Annotated in this window: 17 protein-coding genes; all 17 read right to left on the minus strand. The window is 43.4% G+C overall.

Going from position 1 to position 20,087, the window contains the following annotated elements:
* Window position 1 precedes the first annotated feature (1 nt).
* On the minus strand, window positions 2-895 hold the full coding sequence (gene dpaA, locus ACXQIQ_RS04195) for a dipicolinic acid synthetase subunit A (RefSeq protein WP_439299994.1): 894 nt from the start codon (window positions 893-895) through the stop codon (window positions 2-4).
* Window positions 896-992: 97 nt separating this feature from the next.
* Window positions 993-1,253: a YlmC/YmxH family sporulation protein gene (locus tag ACXQIQ_RS04200; protein ID WP_439299993.1), complete on the minus strand. Its 261-nt coding sequence runs from the start codon at window positions 1,251-1,253 to the stop codon at window positions 993-995.
* Window positions 1,254-1,442: 189 nt separating this feature from the next.
* On the minus strand, window positions 1,443-2,684 hold the full coding sequence (locus ACXQIQ_RS04205; protein ID WP_439299992.1) for a M16 family metallopeptidase: 1,242 nt from the start codon (window positions 2,682-2,684) through the stop codon (window positions 1,443-1,445).
* 93 nt (window positions 2,685-2,777) lie between these two features.
* Window positions 2,778-3,770, minus strand: coding sequence for a polysaccharide deacetylase family protein (locus ACXQIQ_RS04210; RefSeq protein WP_439299991.1), 993 nt, complete (start codon window positions 3,768-3,770; stop codon window positions 2,778-2,780).
* 113 nt (window positions 3,771-3,883) lie between these two features.
* Window positions 3,884-5,989, minus strand: coding sequence for a polyribonucleotide nucleotidyltransferase (gene pnp, locus ACXQIQ_RS04215; RefSeq protein ID WP_439299990.1), 2,106 nt, complete (start codon window positions 5,987-5,989; stop codon window positions 3,884-3,886).
* A 187-nt stretch (window positions 5,990-6,176) separates the two neighbouring features.
* Window positions 6,177-6,446 (minus strand): 30S ribosomal protein S15, encoded by a 270-nt coding sequence (rpsO, locus tag ACXQIQ_RS04220; RefSeq protein WP_221564435.1) that lies wholly within the window; start codon window positions 6,444-6,446, stop codon window positions 6,177-6,179.
* Window positions 6,447-6,581: 135 nt separating this feature from the next.
* A complete protein-coding gene (ribF, locus tag ACXQIQ_RS04225; protein WP_439299989.1) occupies window positions 6,582-7,526 on the minus strand; it encodes a bifunctional riboflavin kinase/FAD synthetase in 945 nt (314 codons plus the stop codon).
* A gap of 17 nt (window positions 7,527-7,543) precedes the next feature.
* Complete coding sequence (truB, locus tag ACXQIQ_RS04230; protein WP_439299988.1) at window positions 7,544-8,464, minus strand: tRNA pseudouridine(55) synthase TruB; 921 nt, start codon at window positions 8,462-8,464, stop codon at window positions 7,544-7,546.
* 79 nt (window positions 8,465-8,543) lie between these two features.
* A complete protein-coding gene (gene rbfA / locus ACXQIQ_RS04235; RefSeq protein WP_225065574.1) occupies window positions 8,544-8,894 on the minus strand; it encodes a 30S ribosome-binding factor RbfA in 351 nt (116 codons plus the stop codon).
* Window positions 8,895-9,005: 111 nt separating this feature from the next.
* Window positions 9,006-9,236 carry a DUF503 domain-containing protein gene (locus tag ACXQIQ_RS04240; RefSeq protein WP_458025866.1) on the minus strand — a complete coding sequence of 77 codons (231 nt, stop codon included), beginning with the start codon at window positions 9,234-9,236 and terminating at the stop codon, window positions 9,006-9,008.
* Between the two features lie 44 nt (window positions 9,237-9,280).
* Window positions 9,281-11,500: a translation initiation factor IF-2 gene (infB, locus tag ACXQIQ_RS04245; RefSeq protein ID WP_439299986.1), complete on the minus strand. Its 2,220-nt coding sequence runs from the start codon at window positions 11,498-11,500 to the stop codon at window positions 9,281-9,283.
* A 16-nt stretch (window positions 11,501-11,516) separates the two neighbouring features.
* Complete coding sequence (locus ACXQIQ_RS04250; RefSeq protein ID WP_439299985.1) at window positions 11,517-11,819, minus strand: YlxQ family RNA-binding protein; 303 nt, start codon at window positions 11,817-11,819, stop codon at window positions 11,517-11,519.
* A complete protein-coding gene (rnpM, locus tag ACXQIQ_RS04255) occupies window positions 11,820-12,092 on the minus strand; it encodes an RNase P modulator RnpM (protein ID WP_226550680.1) in 273 nt (90 codons plus the stop codon). It abuts the gene before it with no gap.
* Between the two features lie 14 nt (window positions 12,093-12,106).
* On the minus strand, window positions 12,107-13,210 hold the full coding sequence (gene nusA, locus ACXQIQ_RS04260) for a transcription termination factor NusA (protein WP_439299984.1): 1,104 nt from the start codon (window positions 13,208-13,210) through the stop codon (window positions 12,107-12,109).
* 17 nt (window positions 13,211-13,227) lie between these two features.
* Window positions 13,228-13,698, minus strand: a complete 471-nt coding sequence (rimP, locus tag ACXQIQ_RS04265) for a ribosome maturation factor RimP (protein ID WP_439299983.1) — start codon at window positions 13,696-13,698, stop codon at window positions 13,228-13,230.
* Window positions 13,699-13,964: 266 nt separating this feature from the next.
* Window positions 13,965-18,260, minus strand: coding sequence for a PolC-type DNA polymerase III (locus tag ACXQIQ_RS04270; RefSeq protein WP_439299982.1), 4,296 nt, complete (start codon window positions 18,258-18,260; stop codon window positions 13,965-13,967).
* A gap of 102 nt (window positions 18,261-18,362) precedes the next feature.
* A complete protein-coding gene (locus ACXQIQ_RS04275) occupies window positions 18,363-20,063 on the minus strand; it encodes a proline--tRNA ligase (RefSeq protein ID WP_439299981.1) in 1,701 nt (566 codons plus the stop codon).
* Between the last annotated feature and the right edge of the window lie 24 nt (window positions 20,064-20,087).

The raw sequence follows: 20,087 nt of genomic DNA on the forward strand, positions 1-20,087 counted from the left end.
CTTACCCCTTCCCCATATTCCTTTCTTCCATAAGTAGTTGTGTCAACACGTTTGCAATGATCTTACCAGCTGTCTTAGGCGCGACAATTCCCGGTAATCCTGGAGCAAGCATAGCTTTTATGCCCCTTTTCTCTGCAAAACGAAAATCCGTACCTCCTGGCTTGGAGGCAAGGTCGATGATTAGGGTATGAGATGGTATTTTAGATATGACATTGGAAGTGATGATCGGTGCTGGAATTGTATTGATACATACATCAACGGCGTCCACTTCATTTTCCAGGTTGCTAAGATAAAATGGTCTGAATCCCATTTCAGTAATACGTGCGATATGCTCAGATCTTCGAGCTCCGACGGATACATTCGCCCCTAGATTGGCGAATGTCCTCGCAACCGTAAATCCGACTCTGCCAAAACCAAGCACCGCGATATTGGATTGGTGAATGGTGAAATCGGTGTTCTGGATGACCATCATGATGGTTCCCTCCACAGTGGGTATCGCATTGTAGATGGCTACATCATCACGCTCAAATAGTTTAATATGCTTTCGGCCGGCACCATTGGTACAACCCGTCAGATAAGGATTGCTTATACCTGAAAAAACGGTGCAGTCCTTTTTCGTTTTTTTAAGGAACTCTTCTGTAAACTGGATTTTTTTGTTGGAGAAGATCGTTTCAACCTCACCATTCGGACCGCTGCCGCTTACAGGCAGAATCAACGCATCCAATTCACTGATTGGTAATTCATCGAGATCCATTTTCGTCGCTCCTGTAAAGCCGTGATCGAGTTGGTCGAATCCGACTAAATAGAGGCGTGCGTCTAATTCAGTCAGCTTCCTGATGACCTCCAGCTGACGAGCATCTCCACCTATGATGGCTGCTTTAATTCCTGTTAACATCGTTCCTCCCCTTTCTCATTCGTCGTATGTTACGGAGGAATAATATACTTGAGTGCTGATTCTTCAACATCATATGAAGAAGATACTTGCAAGGTGATTATTTATATTCGGATTGCACATCGGCTTCTGAAGGGTCAACCAGAATCGTTTCTTCACCTACACGATAGATCTTATTCCACCTGAATTGTATGATGGTCTTTCTCTTTCGCAAACCGTTCCATTGGGTAAGTGGGATCTCCAACGTATCAATATACCCGGCATTTTCATCTATGATGAATTCCGCATACGATAAGACCCCCAACTTTTCTCCCTTCGTATAATCAATGAGTTCTTTTCCAAGAATTTCACTTAATCTCATGTTCGCTCCCCCTTCAAGCATGTCATTCTATATATATGTCCACATGTAGGGAGAAATCCACATCTTGACTCGAAAAATAGGATGAATGGTTGAAGGATACGAGCGATTAAATCATTATGATTTATTCCATTCCAAAAGAAAAGTGTCAAATCCCTTGTTGGGATCAGACACTTTCGTACGATTTGTTCATTAATGAGGAAAACTCTTCGGAAATTCCCCGCTCGGACTGATCAATGAACTTGAGAAGTCCCCAGCAAAGATTCGATGAATCAGTTGATCAACGTTCTTCTTATTGACGCCATCAATACTTTGAAGGATTTCATCCAATGTCCGTTGCTTTTTCAGCATCAGTTCATGCTTACCGTTACGACTCATACGGCTGTTCGTACTCTCAAGACTCAACATGAGACTACCTTTGATCTGTTCTTTGCTGTTCGCAACTTCCTTTTCTGAAACGCCGTCCTCTTTCAACGTTCCGATGATGGAGGAAATGGTCTCATACACTTCATCCAGTTGTCCTGGTGCGGTGCCTGCATATATGTTGAAGACCCCCGTATCCAGATGTGCGGAATGATAGGAGAATACTGAATATGCAAGACCTTTCTGTTCCCTGACTTCCTGGAACAACCGGCTACTCATACTGCCTCCGAAAATATTGTTCAAAACAATCAAATCGAAGATACTGTCATCTCCCACAGGAAGACCCTCAAACCCCATGCACATATGAGCTTGCTCGGTATCTTTCTTTCTAGCTTTCTTTTCCGTACAGAAAGAAGGTTTGACCGCTTCAGGTTTCGTACTTGTAGAAGTGTATCCACCGAAGTGCTCCTCGACTTCTTTAATAAGAGCATCGTCTACATTTCCAGCAATGGATATGACGACATTGTCAGGTGTATAATACTCTTCCATATACTTACGTAACGTTTGACCATTGAATGAGTTCAACGTTTCTTCCGTACCTAAAATCGGATAAGCAAGCGGATGGTGATGATAAGTCGCTTGGCTCAATAAGTCATGGACAATATCATCAGGGGTATCTTCGTACATTTTGATTTCTTCTAGGACGACATTCTTTTCCTTCAATAATTCATTCTCATCAAATGTAGAGTTAAAGAACATATCCGCTAAGGTTGCAAGAGCATTGGAAGCATGGTTATCCAACACTTTGGCGTAATAACACGTATATTCTTTCGAGGTGAATGCGTTCACCTGTCCTCCGATCGAATCGAAAGACTCTGCTATTTCCCTTGCATTCCGTGTCTTGGTTCCCTTGAAGAACATATGCTCAAGGAAATGTGAGATGCCATTGTTGTCTTGTTGTTCAAAACGAGAGCCCGTACCGATCCAGATCCCAATTGCAACGGAGCGTACACTCGGTATGTGCTCTGTAATAATTCGTACACCATTTTTACACGTATGTTTCGTTATCAATCTGTCTCCTCCTAAGTCAGTACAGGAAAGTTATGTAGGTAATTTGGTTCTAGCACTTAGAACCACTATACCATTTAAGCTATCATTCGACAATTACTTGGAAACATCAGACTTTTGTTCGGGCTTGACGATCCGTTTTTCACTCATTAACTGGGAAACTGTGCCGATCGTATACCCCTTCGATTGAATGTCTACAATCATCCTTTCGAGACCCTTTGCTGTAGAAGAAGTCGGATGCATGAGTATCATCGCTCCAGGATGGACCTTAGATACGACTCTTGCTGCCATCTCATTCGGATCTGGCTTTCTCCAATCGACCGTGTCTACAGACCAGAGAATCGTGTACATATCCATCTGGTTCGCAATTTGTACGACATCCTCTCTGAAGCTTCCGCTAGGAGGGGCGAACCACTTTGGCGTTTCTTTCAATGTGCTTTCAATGATCTCATTCGTTTTACGGATTTCTTCAGTGATCCTATCGTTCGACAAACGACTCATGTCAGGATGGGAATAAGCATGATTCCCGATTTCATGACCTTCTTCATAAATGATTTTGGCAAGATCTTGATTTTTCTTGACCCAGGATCCATCCAGGAAGAAAGTCGTATGTACTTTATGCTTTTTCATCGTTTCCAGGATTTCTGGCAAATACTCATTTCCCCACGCTACATTGACAAGGAATGTGACCATCGGTTTATTCGGGTTCCCTTTGTAAATAGGGGAAGGTGGTAAATCTTCCAAAGAAACTTCAGGTGGCGTCTGTTTATATACAATCAATGATTCATCAAATTCCCCTTTTTTCTTCATTCTTTTATAGGAAGCATCTTCATCCACAGAAAAACCATTATATCCGGGAATTGCTTTCCAGACTGGATCAATCCTTGCATTTACAGGCTGGATGTTATGCTCAGCCGCAAAAGATTCAATTTCTTTCCGTAAAGGTTCTTTCACTGCATTCGCAGTAACAGTCAAGGTATCTTCCTTCAATGTAGTCAAGTATCGGTCCGTCAGTGGGTTTTGGACACTTGTATAGGAAATCAATAAAATGATCAACACACCGAGTACTATAGGAGCATTTTTTCTCACCTGAGCTCACTCCTTCCTATAGTCACATTATGAAAGAGCAGGACAGGTTAGAACATGTGCCCATAAGGGGTTAGAAAGCAAAAAAAAAAAGAGGCGGATTCAACATCCGTCTCTTACTTTTGTTCCTGTGCTTTTTTCTGTTCTTTCAAAACAGCTTTTCGAGATAAGTTCACTCGACCTTGGTTATCGATTTCCGTCACTTTGACAAGAAGTTCATCACCGAGCTTCACAACGTCTTCAACTTTTCCGATCCGTTCTTCTGCTAGTTCAGAAATGTGGACGAGACCGTCTTTACCGCTGAACAATTCGACGAAAGCTCCGAATTTCTCAATCCGCTTGACTTTACCTAGATACATCTCTCCAACTTCAACTTCACGAACGATATCTTCAATTGTTTCTTTCGCTTTCGTGTTCATCGCTTCATTCGTTGATGCGATGAAGATTGTACCATCTTGTTCAATATCGATTTTAACACCAGTTTCTTCAATGATCTTGTTGATGATCTTACCGCTTGGACCGATTACATCACGGATCTTATCCGGCTTGATTTTCATCGTCAAGATTTTCGGAGCATATTCAGACAATTCTTTTCTAGACTCACCTAACGTACTGAGCATGGAATCTAAAATTGCCATTCGCCCATCTCTAGCCTGGAACATTGCTTCTTTCAATACTTCCTGGCTAATACCAGAAATCTTAATATCCATTTGAAGCGCTGTAACACCTGTTGCTGTTCCCGCAACTTTAAAGTCCATATCACCAAGGTGGTCTTCCATACCTTGAATATCCGTTAAGACCGTTACATCTTCTCCATCACTGATCAGACCCATCGCAATTCCTGCAACTGGTGCTTTAATCGGAATACCTGCATCCATCATTGCTAGAGTACTTGCACAAATACTTGCCTGTGAGGAAGAACCGTTTGATTCAAGAACTTCACTTACAAGACGGATCGTATAAGGGAACTCTTCTTCAGATGGGATGACGACTTCTAGAGCCCGTTCTCCTAAAGCACCATGGCCGATTTCACGACGACCCGGTCCACGCATGAATCCAGTTTCCCCGACACTGAACGGAGGGAAGTTATAATGATGCATGAAACGCTTAGATTCTTCAATATCCAGTCCGTCCAACACTTGAACGTCCCCTAAAGCACCTAGCGTACAGATGCTCAACGCTTGAGTCTGTCCACGAGTGAACAAGCCAGATCCGTGCGTTCTAGGCAACAATCCTACATCAGAAGAAAGTGGTCTGATTTCATCAACCTTACGACCATCAGGACGTAACTTATCTTTAAGGATAAGACGCCTTACCTCTTTCTTGATGATTGTATGTAAGATTTCCTTCGCTTCACCAGCTTTTTCTTCATCTTCCTCATAATGTGTTGCTACTTTTTCAGCCACTTGATTCAATGCTTCTTGTCGAGCATGCTTTTCAACGACTTTAACTGCTTCTTTAACATCATTAAGGAAAAGTCCAGAAACTTCTTCCGTTAATTCTTCATCCAATTGATGAAGGGTGACTTCCATTTTCGGCTTACCGATTTCTTCTGCAATCTTTTCTTGGAATGCAATCAAGCGTTTGATTTCTTCGTGACCGAACATGATTGCTTCAAGCATCACTTCTTCCGGCACTTCATCTGCGCCTGCTTCAACCATATTGATTGCATTTTTCGTACCTGCGACGATCAGGTTGATGTCACTATTGTCTTTTTGTTCGATAGTCGGGTTGATGACGAATTCCCCATCAATTCTTCCGACGGTAACACCTGCAATCGGACCTTCAAATGGAATATCCGAAATCGTCAACGCAAGTGATGATCCGAACATTGCTGCCATTTCAGAAGAACAATCCTGATCCACACTCATCACCGTACTGACGACTTGTACTTCATTACGGAATCCATCTGCGAATAAAGGACGAATCGGGCGATCGATCAAACGGGAAGCCAATACAGCTTTTTCACTTGGACGACCTTCACGCTTGATGAATCCTCCAGGTATCTTACCGACAGCATATAGACGTTCTTCATAATTTACTGTAAGTGGGAAGAAGCTAAGGTTCTTAGGTTCTTTGGACGCTGTAGCCGTTGATAGTACAGCTGTATCGCCGTAACGTACCATGACGGATCCGTTGGCCTGCTTAGCTAAGTTTCCAATTTCAAGGGTCAGCTTACGGCCAGCCCAATCAATGGAATAAACATGCTTGTTTTGCTCCATTTCTGCGAGAACTCCTCTCAAACTACATTGTATTAAGGTTACACTGTTCTATTATAACCCAAAAGTAGGTGTTCAAAAAGCCGACTCCCTTAAGAAATACAACTCCTAGGGCATACACACCTATTATGTATCCAAAAAACGTTTTAAAGCTAACAAAAAAGCGGGTATAAACCCCGCTTTTAAGTGACTATCGACGTAAACCAAGTTTGTTGATAAGAGTACGGTATCGAGTTACGTCTTTTTTACGTAAGTACGTTAACAAATTACGACGCTTACCAACCATTTTTAGTAGACCACGACGAGAGTGGTGATCTTTCTTATGAGTTCGTAGATGATCGTTCAATTCGTTAATTTGCTCTGTTAGGATAGCAATCTGTACTTCTGGAGACCCAGTATCGTTATCATGAGTCTTATACTCTGCAATCAAGTCGTTCTTTCGCTCTTGTGAAATAGCCATCCTTTTCACCTCCTTTTTCATTAATCCCCTTCTCCCTAGCAAACGTCGGTGAATCGTTGTGCCAAGAAGCGGTTCTGTACATTTAGTACAACTATTAGAATACAACTTTTTTCTAGTGAATGCAACCGATATATCCTATGAATTTTGCAGAACCTGTTTGGCTGCGTTTACATCCCTGGATATTTGTTCTTTCAGATCATCAATTGACGAAAATTTCTTTTCATCCCGTATGTGATCACGCCATTCGACAATGACATCTTCACCATATATGGATGCATCAAACGAAAACAAATGGACTTCAATACTTGGCTTGTCCGGTTGCTTTTCTTTGAAGGTAGGCTTATAGCCGACGTTGCAAACACCTGCATACCATTCTCCATTCACCTTCATTTTCACCGCATAAACACCGGTTTTCGGAATCATATACGTATCGGATAAATGGATGTTGGCAGTTGGAAAACCGATCGTGTGACCTCTGCTGTCTCCGTGTATGACCGTTCCTCTCACTTGATAGTTACGAGCGAGATATTTCGGTATCTCTTTGACTTGTCCTTCTTCAATCAAGGTTCGGATAAGCGTGGAACTTACTTTATGCCCATCAATGGATACTTTATTTACTACCGTATGTTCAAAAGCACCTCTCGAATGGAAAGGAAGGGTTTCCATCGTCCCTTCTCCTTTCTTACCGAAGGAAAAATCAAACCCTGCTACGACATGCTTAACATTGAAGCCGATGATGAATTCATCCACGAATTGCTGTGGTGTCAATGCAGCGAAAGCCTTATTGAAATGAACGATATATAAACGATCGATACCTAATTCTTCAATGACTTTCTGTTTATCTTCAACTGGGGTGATATGGGATTTTTCGGTTCGTTCCCTGCCTAATACGACGGAAGGGTGAGGGTCGAAAGTCATCACGGCCGATTCCAATCCTTTTTCATCTGCTATGGCTTTGGCTGTGCAGATGACTTCACGGTGCCCCATATGGATTCCGTCGAAGTAACCGATTGCCATAGCTGCTGGTTCGAATGTAAGTTGATCTTTTAATTGTGTGTGGTCAATCCTGTACGTTTTCAAATTTACCACCCTAAGTTCTATTTATGAATTTTGAGCACCTTTTCCGGTTTCACCCACCCCGGTCGATCGGGATGTGGTTTATAGATCGCTAGACACTCTCCACGTTCATTATAAACGGCTGTTCTAGGATTGGAAAGTTCTTTCGTCTCCTCAAGAACAGTACCATTCAAAATTTGCTTTTCCACTTCTTCTGATACCGTTGCAGACGGGAATATGGTCAACGCTTTTTCAATCGGCATTAACATCTCAGAGAAGGAGCGTTCTTCCTCTGCCAGTGCTTCAAGGTCTTCGAATGTAACAGTATCTTCCAATTTAAAAGGTCCCGATTGTGTGCGAATGAGCGAGGACATATGTGCCGGGACACCCATCGCTCTTCCGATATCCACTGCCAATGTTCTGATATACGTCCCTTTACTGCAGGTCACACGAATGTTGAATTCGATGTTCCCACTTTCCGGGTTCTTTTCAGGTCCACCGAGCCACTCAAGTGATAAGATGGTCACTTTCCGAGTCGGACGCTCGACCGAAATACCTACCCGTGCATATTCATAGAGCCTTTTCCCTTTCACTTTGACAGCCGAATACATCGGAGGGGTCTGCTCGATTTCACCTCGAAACGACTCTAATACCTTTTTGATCTTTCCCGAATCGATTTCATCCATCTCTATTTCCTCAACGACATCTCCAGTCTGATCTTCCGTTGTGGTGGACGATCCTAACGAGACGGTTGCTTCATAGGTCTTGTTATATGCACTCATATATTCCGCGACTTTCGTTGCACGATTGATACAGATTGGCAGCACTCCTGAAACCGCAGGATCCAATGTACCGGTATGACCGACCCGTTTCGTCTTGAGGATTTTCCTTAATTTCACCACACAATCGTGGGAAGTCATTCCTCTCGGTTTATGTAATGGGAGAATTCCATCTTCTTGCATCTCATACACCACCTCTGTACATCCATCTATCAATTAGCATGAAAAGGGAAAGAGGTTTCGCCCCTTTCCCTTTCCATTTTTATTCTCTGTTATCGTTGATTTCATCTAACAAGGTTTCAATCCTGTTTCCGTATTCAATCGAATGGTCGAATTGAAAAAGGATTTCAGGCGTTTTCCTTAGACGGATACGCTTTCCGATTTCGGATCGTATGAAACCTGTCGCTTTTGCGAGACCTGCAAGAGTATTCGCTTTTTCCTCTTCATCCCCGAAGACGGAAATGAAGATCGTTGCTTGCTGTAAGTCACCAGTGACTTCAACAGCCGTAACGGTTACGAAGCCTACTCTTGGATCTTTGATTTTTTGTCCGATGATTTCCCCGAGTTCTTTCTTCATTTGCTCTGCTACGCGATTCGCACGTACATTGCTCATACTTACACCTCATTTCATTTCAAGGAGCCTTATGAATTGGAATTTAAAAGAGTTCTATTGAGTATTCCCTCTTTACAGGAAAATTCACGTTTTGTGTACCGTTTAAACCTCTTATAATAATTCCATATCATAGGATGTCACTTGAAATTCCTCATAGCGATCGAACGATTCGAGAACTTTTTGTAGTTCTTTCTCGACCATCTGCTTATCTTTTGATATGGTCACGACGCCGATTTCAAAACGCTGCCATAGTTCGTGATGATCCGTTTCAGCAACGGCTACATTGAACTGGTTTTTAAGTCGTTGCATCACTTTTTTCACGACGGAACGTTTTTCTTTCAAAGAGTGAGCGTCAAAAATTTGACACTCACACTTCAAACTCCCGATCATTTCGGTTCTACTTCTTCCATGACATACGCTTCAATGATATCGCCTTCCTTGATATCATTGTACTTCTCAAGTGTAATACCACACTCATAACCAGTCGCTACTTCTTTTGTGTCATCTTTATAACGTTTCAACGTGTCTACTTCGCCTTCGAAGATGACTACGCCATCACGAATGAGACGCACTCCGGAATCACGAGTGATTTTACCTTCGGTTACATAACAACCTGCAATGGTTCCGACTTTGGAAACCTTGAACGTTGTACGCACTTCTACTTGACCGATAATCTTCTCTTGGAAGACCGGATCGAGCATACCCTTCATCGCAGACTCGATTTCATCGATTACGTTATAGATGATGCGGTGGAGGCGGATGTCGACCTTTTCTGCCTCAGCAGTACGTTTAGCATTGCTATCTGGACGTACGTTGAATCCGATGATGATTGCATTGGAAGCAGATGCCAGGATGATATCTGATTCTGCAATCGCACCTACACCGGTGTGGATGATTTTGACCTTCACACCTTCAACATCGATTTTCTGAAGCGAGCTAGCAAGTGCTTCGACCGATCCTTGAACGTCTGCTTTAAGGATGACATTGATTTCTTTAATGTCCCCTTCTTTAATTTGTTCAAAAAGGTCATCCAGATTCAATTTGGAGCTTTCTTTTCGTTGTTGTTCGATTTGACGCTTCGCACGTGTTTCTCCGATCGAACGAGCTTTCTTCTCATCCTTGAAGACTCTGAACTGGTCTCCTGCGTTCGGTACTTCATTCAAGCCCGTAATTTCAACAGGTGTAGATGGTCCCGCCACTTTAACACGACGTCCTAAATCATTGACCATCGCACGGACACGCCCGAATGTATTACCAACGACAATCGGGTCTCCTACCTCAAGCGTTCCTCCTTGGACAAGAAGGGTCGCAACAGGTCCACGACCTTTGTCAAGCTGTGCTTCGATGACTGTTCCGTTTGCAAATCGATCTGGATTAGACTTATGCTCTTCCACTTCTGCGACCAATAGGATCATTTCGAGCAATTCATCGATACCTTCACCACTTAGGGCAGATAGCTTGACGAAAATCGTGTCTCCTCCCCAGTCTTCAGGGATAAGACCGTGTTCTGTCAGCTCCTGCATGACTCGATCCGGGTTGGCACCCTCTTTGTCGATCTTGTTTACTGCAACGATGATCGGTACTTCAGCCGCTTTGGCGTGGTTGATCGCTTCAACCGTTTGTGGCATAACACCGTCGTCCGCTGCTACGACAAGAATCGTGATGTCCGTCACTTGTGCACCACGGGCACGCATCGTCGTAAAGGCAGCGTGACCTGGAGTATCTAAGAACGTGATCGGTTTATTATTTTCTTCAATCTGGTAGGCACCGATATGTTGTGTAATACCGCCTGCTTCACCCGCAGCAACCTTCGTCTTACGGATGGAATCGAGCAATGTCGTTTTACCATGGTCAACGTGTCCCATGATGGTTACGACAGGTGGTCGGATTGCAAGTTTATCTTCTTCTTCTTCAATCTCGTTTTCTTCGAAGTTCGTCTCATCAATGATGATTTCTTCTTCTACTTCAACATCGTAATCTGCAGCAACCAATTCAATCGTCTCTTTGTCAAGCTCTTGGTTGATCGTTGCCATCACGCCAAGACCCATCAACTTCTTGATGATATCAGAGCTTTCGAGATGCAACTTCTTCGCCAATTCTCCAACTGTAAGAGAGCCCTCGAACGTAATCTTTTCAGGTCTTTTCGGTTTAGGTGCTTCCTTACGCGGTTGTTGTTGCTGGTTGTGTGCAGGACGGTTGTTCTTCCCTTTACCACCACGAGGAGGTCGGTTATTACCGCCTTTATTGTTGTTGTTACGGTTGTTATTGTTGTTCCCTTTATTGAAGCTCTTACCTTGGTTGTTACCACTTGGACGGTTGGTGTTTCGTCTCTCACCGCCAGCTTCAGAATTGTTTGGTTTGTTCCCACGTTGTTCAGGTTTCTTCGAGTTTGGTCGATTGGCCTGATTGGATGGTTTTTGTCCCTTTTGTTCTTTCTTTTGTTCTGCTTTCGGTTGGAAGGCAGCATCCAATTTGTTCACGGTTGAATCTTCAATCGTGGACATATGGTTGGAGACTTCTATATTCATCGTCTTCAATTTTTGGATTACATCTTTACTTTGTACATTGTGTTTTTTTGCATATTCATAAACGCGCATCTTACTCATTTGGTCACCCCCAAAATTATTGATCGAATAAGGTTTTCATTTTTTCTGCAAATCCGTTATCGATCACTGCAACGGTTACCCGTTGTTCTTTCCCAATTGCGTTACCTAACTCGGTACGGTCAGGTACTGTATAATAAGGAACTTGATAGTAAGAACACTTATCTATCAATTTCTTTTTCGTATTGGCGGATGCGTCCTCTGCAAGCAAGATCATCTTGGCACGTTGGCTCCGAATTTCTTTAAGGACCAACTCTTCCCCTGAAACACATTTTCCAGCACGATTAGCCAATCCAAGTAAGGAATTCCATCTTGATTTCATCTATTCCCTCTTTTCTTCGACTTGGCTTTGCAATTCTTCGTACACTTCATCTGAAATAGGGGTATTCAATTGGTTCTGTAATGCCTTTTTCTTCTGTGCCAACTCAAAACATGAGACTTGGTCGCAGATGTAAGCACCTCTGCCCGATTTTTTACCGGTGAGATCAATTGAAACTTCTCCTTCAGGAGTACGGACGACACGAATGAGTTCTTTTTTCGGCTTGTTTTCCTGACAAGCGACACACTTTCGCATCGGTATTTTCCGCTTTTTCATCGTCTCCCTCTCCTTTAATCTTCCAGTTCTTCTTCGTAGGAGTCCGGCTCTTCCTCCGGTTGTTGATTCGGATCGTACAATCCTTGTTCGATGGCTTCCGACTCACTTTTGATATCGATTTTCCATCCAGTCAGTTTGGCAGCTAATCTAGCATTTTGCCCTCTTTTACCGATTGCAAGTGATAGCTGGTAATCCGGTACGATGACCCTCGTCATCTTCTCTTCTTCATTCACTTGGACTTCAAGTACTTTAGAAGGACTTAGTGCATTTGCTACATATTCTACCGGGTCGTTCGACCAGCGTACGATATCGATCTTCTCACCATGCAACTCATTGACAATCGTCTGTACCCGTTGTCCTCGTGGACCTACGCATGATCCGACTGGATCTACTTCAGGATCTTCAGCATGAACTGAGATCTTAGAACGGTCTCCAGCTTCACGGGAAATCGACTTGATTTCTACCGTTCCATCATAGATTTCAGGCACTTCCAACTCGAACAATCTTTTCAAAAGTCCAGGGTGTGTTCTTGATACCATGATCTGAGGACCTTTTGTCGTCTTTTCAACTTTCGTTATGAACACTTTGATCCGATCGTTCGTTTTATAGTTTTCCGCTTGAATCTGTTCAGTAGTAGGAAGCAACGCTTCTACTCTACCAAGGTCGATATACATGAAACGGTGGTCTTGTCTTTGAACCACACCTGTAATGATATCTTCTTCGCGGTCGATGAATTCAGAATAAATGATTCCTCTTTCAGCTTCACGGACTCTTTGTGTAACCACTTGTTTAGCGGTCTGAGCAGCAATCCGGCCGAAATCCTTCGGTGTGACTTCCAATTCGACGACATCCCCAGCTTCGTATTGCGGGTTCATTTCTTTTGCCTGGTCGATTGAAATCTCAAGTCTGCTATCTTCAATTTCTTCGACGACATTTTTTCTTGCAAAAACTTTTACACTGCCCGTATCTTGATTGAAATCTACGCGGACATTTTGAGCCTGATGGAAATTCCTTTTGTATGCTGAGATCAAGGCTGCTTCAATCGCTTCCACGATTACATCCTTGCTTATCCCTTTTTCTTTCTCAAGAACCGTTAGCGCATCCATTAAATCGCTCATCCGTCTCTCCCCCTTGTTTAAAATGATACCGCCAAACGTGCATTGGCAACTTTATCAAACGGTATCTCAATTGTTTTCGTCCTCGTCTTCACACGGACTTCCACTGATAATTCTGTCCCGTCAAAGGACTTCAGAATGCCTTCAAACTCTTTTTGGCCATCGATCTGTTCATATGTCTTAATGAAAACATTCTTTTCAATTGCCTTTTGGAAATCTGATTCTTTTTTTAATGGCCGTTCAACACCAGGTGAAGATACTTCGAGAAAATAAGCTTGAGTGATCGGGTCTACCTGATCCAGTTCTTCACTGAGTTGTTCACTCACTTTCCCGCACTCTTCTATATCCACACCTTCTTCGCTGTCGATGTAGACTCTTAGAAACCAGTTTTTACCCTCTTTCACAAATTCAATATCCACTAGTTCAAGGTCCATGGAATCTAAGATCGGTGTGACGAGTTCTTCTGTAATCTCGGTCACTTTCTGACTCATGAATGGTCCTCCTTTATCGTTTGGAACGTATTAAGACGTCTTTTGCTGTTTCAGCCAATCAAAGAAAGGCTTCACCTTTACAACGGTTTGGCCAAAATGCACTTATCCGTAATATGTAGCCGTAGTTCTCCCTCTTGAAAGTGCAAAAAAAGATCAAACATAAATGAAAGAGTGGGCTGGCACCCACTCCTTCCGACGACCTATTCACTAGTATTTCCAAATTCAATATACCATAAACGTGAGCCTGATTGCAACTTACTGCCCGCCTAGAACAGGGACAGCTGATTGGCATCTGGCAATCCTTCAAGACAACCCTGATCTTCAAGGTATTGAAGAACCGTTTTAGAAATTTTACTTCTCTGTTGCAGATCCTCTTTAGATAGGAATTCTCCGTTTTCTCGCGCCTTCACGATGTTGATCGCTGCGTTTGTCCCCAACCCTGGAATCGCATTGAATGGAGGAATCAACTGATCGCCATCCACAATGAACTCTGAGGCCGAAGATCGATATAAGTCTACCTTCTTGAAGCCGTATCCTCTTTCGCACATTTCAAGAGCCAGCTCCAATACAGTCAGCAACGATTTCTCCTTCGGTGAAGCGTCAAGTCCTTTTTGATTGATTTCATCAATCCGGTTGCGAATGGATGTTGATCCTCGCACCATGGATTCCAGGTCAAAGTCATCTGCACGTACAGTAAAGTACGCAGCGTAGAAAAGAATAGGATGATGGACTTTGAAGTAAGCAATACGGACAGCCATAAGTACATATGCAGCCGCGTGGGCTTTCGGGAACATGTACTTGATCTTTTTACAAGACTCGATATACCAATCAGGTACATCATGCTTCTTCATTTCTTGGATCCATTCATCCTGGAGGCCCTTCCCTTTTCGGACGAACTCCATGATTTTGAACGCGAGAGATGGTTCAAGACCTTTATAGATCAAGTAGATCATAATATCATCACGACAACCGATTACGTCTTTCAGTTCGCAAGTACCATTCGCAATCAACTCATTAGCATTGTTCAACCAAACATCCGTACCGTGGGACAGACCTGAGATCTGAACAAGTTCCGAGAACGTACTCGGTTTTGTATCCTCTAACATCTGCCGGACGAATCTTGTACCGAATTCTGGTATTCCATACGTACCTGTCTTACAAAGGATCTGTTCTTCCGATACACCTAATGATTCCGTTCCACTGAACAACTTCATCACTTCAGCGTCGTCAGTCGGGATCGTCTTCGGATCGATTCCGCTGAGATCCTGGAGCATTCTGATGACAGTCGGATCATCGTGACCAAGTATATCGAGCTTCAACAAGTTGTCATGAATGGAATGGAAATCGAAGTGCGTCGTCTTCCATTCAGACTTTTTATCATCTGCAGGGAATTGAATCGGACAAAAATCAAATATATCCATGTAATCAGGAACGACGATGATACCTCCAGGGTGCTGACCGGTCGTTCGCTTGACCCCAGTACAGCCACTTACGAGCCGATCGATTTCTGCTGAACGATAATGGATATCGTAATCGGATGCATAACCTTTTACAAACCCATAGGCTGTTTTTTCTGCGACTGTACCGATCGTACCAGCACGATATACATAGTCTTCACCGAACAGCTCTTTCGTGTAGTTATGGGCACGAGGCTGATATTCTCCAGAGAAGTTCAAGTCGATATCGGGTACTTTATCCCCTTTGAACCCAAGGAACGTCTCAAACGGAATGTCGTGTCCGTCTTTTTTGAACTGGACGCCACACTTTTCACATTCTTTATCAGGAAGGTCGAACCCTGAACCCACCGACCCGTCATCGAAAAACACCGAGTGTTTGCAAGTAGGACAAACGTAATGCGGCGGGAGAGGGTTCACTTCCGTAATTTCCGTCATCGTCGCAACGAAGGAAGATCCGACAGAACCTCGTGAACCTACCAGGTATCCATCATCCAATGATTTCTTTACGAGTTTATGAGAAATGAGATAGATGACAGCAAAACCATGACCGATGATACTCTTGAGTTCTTTCTCAAGCCGATCTTCTACAAGCTGTGGAAGTTCTTCACCATATATGCTTCTGGCCATGTCATAACTCATGTTACGGATCTCATCATCTGCTCCCTCGATTTTAGGAGTGAACAGATCATCCGGTATCGGTTTCACTTCTTCAATTTGCTCGGCAATGCCTTGGGTCGCTTCCACGACGATTTTCTTCGACATATCGTCACCGAGGAAAGAAAACTCTTCAAGCATCTCATTTGTCGTACGGAAATGGACATCAGGATGTTTCTGCCTGTTCAGCGGATTCGCATTCCCTTGACTTCCAATCAGGATTTTACGATAAATCTTGTCCGTTTCATTCAAGTAGTGGACATTCCCCGTCGCTACGACTGGCTTACCAAGCTTCTCTCCTAGCTTAACGATATTCGTGACGATCTCTTTCAGAGCCAGTTCGTTTTGTACAAGTTCTTTTTCAATCAGATGGGCATAGTTTCCGAGTGGCTGGACTTCTAAATAGTCATAGAATCTCGCAATCTCTTCTACTTCCTCAGGTGATTTCTGCATCATGCCTTCAAACACTTCACCCTTGTCACAACCAGAACCAATCAGAATGCCTTCCCGGTATTTCTTTAGCTTGGATCGAGGAATTCTTGGTGTCCGGTAAAAGTAATTCAGGTGAGACTCTGTTACGAGTTTGTATATGTTCTTCAAACCTTCCTGATTTTTAGCCAGAAGTATGCAGTGAGAAGGTCTTGTTCGTTCAAACCCTGTTTCACCCATATGATCATTGAATTCATCATGATAGGTGATTCCTTTCTCCAGGCTATCTTTCAGCATCTTTACAAGCAAATAACCTGTCGCTTCAGCATCATAGATCGCTCTATGATGCTGGGTCAATTCAATATCGAACTTCTTACACAACGTATTCAATCTATGGTTCTTGAATTCTGGGTATAGGAAACGGCCCAGCTCAAGCGTATCGATCACCGGATTCTTCGCTTCTCCGATTTCAGCTTTACGGAATCCTACATTCAAGAAGCCCATATCAAAGCTCGCATTATGGGCGACTAGAATACTATCACCAATAAACGTATGAAAATCTTTTAGAACCTCTTCGATTTCCGGAGCATTTTCGACCATATCATCAGTAATTCCCGTCAACTCGATGGTAGTCGCTGACAATGGGTGATGAGGGTTGGCGAATGCTTCAAATCGGTCGATGATTTCCCCACCACGGACTTTGACGGCAGCAAGCTCTATGATTTTGTTATAAACAGCTGAAAGTCCTGTGGTCTCAACATCGAAAACGATATACGTTTCATCTTCCAATAACCGATGCTGATCGTTATATGCAATCGGCACTCCATCATCCACCAGGTTCGCTTCCAGCCCATAAAGGACCTTGATACCATGTTTCTTACCTGCAGAATACGCTTCAGGATAAGATTGTACGACAGCGTGGTCCGTTATCGCTACAGCAGGATGCCCCCATTTTGCAGCTTGCTCGACCAATGCTCCTGTAGAAGTAATCGCATCCATCTGGCTCATCGGTGTATGAAGGTGCAGCTCGACGCGCTTCTCATCTTCCGGTGCATCATCCGTTCGTAAACGGGGGCTCAACTCTTCCACATCATTTGCGATCATGACAAGGTCACGGACGAATGTATCGTTTTGAATTCCTCCTCGAACCTTCACCCACATGCCTTTTTTCAACGCTTGAAGTTTCGGAATGTCTTCTTTGTCACGGGAGAACATCTTGATCAGGATAGAGTCCGTATAATCTGTTATTTTAAAGGTCAAAAGCGTTCGTCCGCTTCGCAGTTCTCTCGTCTCTGCATCAAAAACATAACCTTGCAATGTAATCTTACGTTCTTCATCGACGATTGATTGTATTTGTACAGGATCGTCCTTGATTCCATAACCGATTTTCAATTTTTCATCCCGAACTCCATTGTCGAGTTTCTTTTCGGCTTTTTCTTTTTCCATCAAGGCTGCCATTACTTTCGTCTTATCTTCTTGTTCTCGTTGTTCTACGAATCTCTGATAATCCTCTTCATTCTGCTCCACTTTCGTATTGAACATCAGAGTCGGAAAACCATATTGCGAAAAGACAGAACCGATGGTCGGAGCCAATTTACGCTGGAAGAGCATAGCTTGTGCGTCATTGGAGACCGTTACTGTAACCTTGTTCCCTTCAACAACTGGCTTCTTCTCACTCAAGATATCCAATGTCGGAAACGACTGCTCTTGCATCTGATTGACACATAGATCCCAATAACCATTGAAAAGATCATTCGAGAATTCTCTCTGTTCACAGTGAATATGACAATGGACATCAGCGATGGAGTGGAAGGCTTTCTTCAGCATGGTCACGAACAGCTGGTAGCCCTCATAAGGGAGAGGAGAATCAATCGCGATATGGAACGTCCATTTCTTCTGTTCCTTTTGAATGGAGAGCTTTTGTAAGTAGCCCCCTTCAAACAGCGTTCTTTTTTCATCTGGATATCCGATTTGATCCAGTAACAATGACAAGCGCTGCTTACGGATTTCTATATCTTCCATCTGGCTTGGTACTCCTTTCATTTCTTAAAATGGCTTAAAGCTCGTAAGAAAGGTAAGGGACTGACGTAAAACAGTGATTGTCAGTCCCGGAAATCTATTGAACTAGAGATAGTTTTGTCCAAGATAGGCTTCTATTTCAGAGGCTGGCATTTCAAGCTTCTCTCCGCTCTTCCGATCTTTCACTTCGACGATGCCCTCTGATGCTTTCTTCCCTACGATGATTTGGACAGGCACACCGATCAGGTCTGCATCTGTAAATTTGACCCCTGCGCGTTCTTTCCGGTCATCGTACAGGAGATCCATTCGTTTGGAGCTTAGCTCTTCATACATTCTTTCACCCAACTCCGATTGTTCATCGTTTTTAGGGTTCACACAAATCAAGTGGACGTCGAATGGAGAAAGAGCTGCCGGCCATAATACGCCATTATCATCATGCATTTGCTCAACGACAGCTGCCATCGTCCTTGAAACACCGATTCCATAAGAACCCATGATGATTGGAGCAGACTTTCCGTTCTGGTCAAGAATGTTCGCACCTAACGATTCACTGTACTTCGTGCCGAGTTTGAAAACATGTCCAACCTCGATCCCTCTTGCAAACACGATTGTACCTTGTCCGTCTGGTGAAGGGTCACCTTCTTGTATGAAACGAAGGTCTGCATATTGCTGAACCTTGAAATCTCGTTCTGGATTCACATTCTGGTAATGCTCATTCACGCGATTTGCTCCACAAACCCCATTCACGATCGATTGGACCGCATGATCAGCGATGATGAGTACATCATCAGAAACATCGATCGGACCAATGTAGCCAGGCTCACAACCGAGGACTTGTTTCGTTTGTTCTTCTGTTGCCAATTCGACTACTTCAGCATCCAGAACATTTTTAACTTTGACATCGTTGATCTCATGGTCCCCTCTGGAAAGTACGAGGACAGGCTTCTCATCCACCATCCATAACAATGATTTAATGCAATCCTCTTTAGGTACATCCATGAAGTCGGCCACTTCGCTAATTGTCTTCTGGCCTATGGTTTCAACGGATCCCAGTTCTTTTTCTGGATCATCCTTTTTGGAATATTCGACCTTGACTGGCGCCATTTCAATATTAGCTGCGAAATCGGATTCGTTCGAATAGGCGATCGTATCTTCACCAATATCAGCCAGTACCATGAATTCATGCGTATCTTTCCCGCCCATAGCTCCTGAATCAGCAATGACCGCTCGGAAATTCAAACCGCATCGTTCGAATACCCTCTTGTAGGCATTGAAAATATCGTCATAATTCTGGTCGAGACCTTCTTGGTCGACGTCAAAGGAATAAGCATCTTTCATGATGAACTCTCTGCCACGTAACAAACCGAATCTAGGACGTTTTTCATCCCGGAACTTCCCTTGGATCTGATAGAGAACCATAGGCAACTCCTTGTAAGATCTTACTTCATTTCGGAGCAGACTCGTAATCAATTCTTCATGCGTTGCGCCAAGTGCAAATGTCCGATTATGTCGATCGTTCAAACGCATGAGTTCAGGTCCGTATGTATGCCATCTTCCAGACTCTTCCCATAGTTCTGAAGGTTGTAGTGCTGGCATCAGGACTTCTTGTGAGCCGATGCGATCCATCTCTTCGCGGACAATCGTTTCGACTTTCCGTAGCACTTTACGTCCGAGAGGTAAAAAGGAATAAACTCCCGAGACGCTCTGACGTATGTATCCTGCTCTTACTAACAGCTGATGGCTTTTTGCCTCAGCATCAGACGGTACTTCTCTCAATGTTGGAATATATAGTTTGCTTTGTCTCATTACGACACCTTCTTTATCGAATTA

The sequence above is a fragment of the Pseudalkalibacillus sp. Hm43 genome, assembly GCF_054170705.1.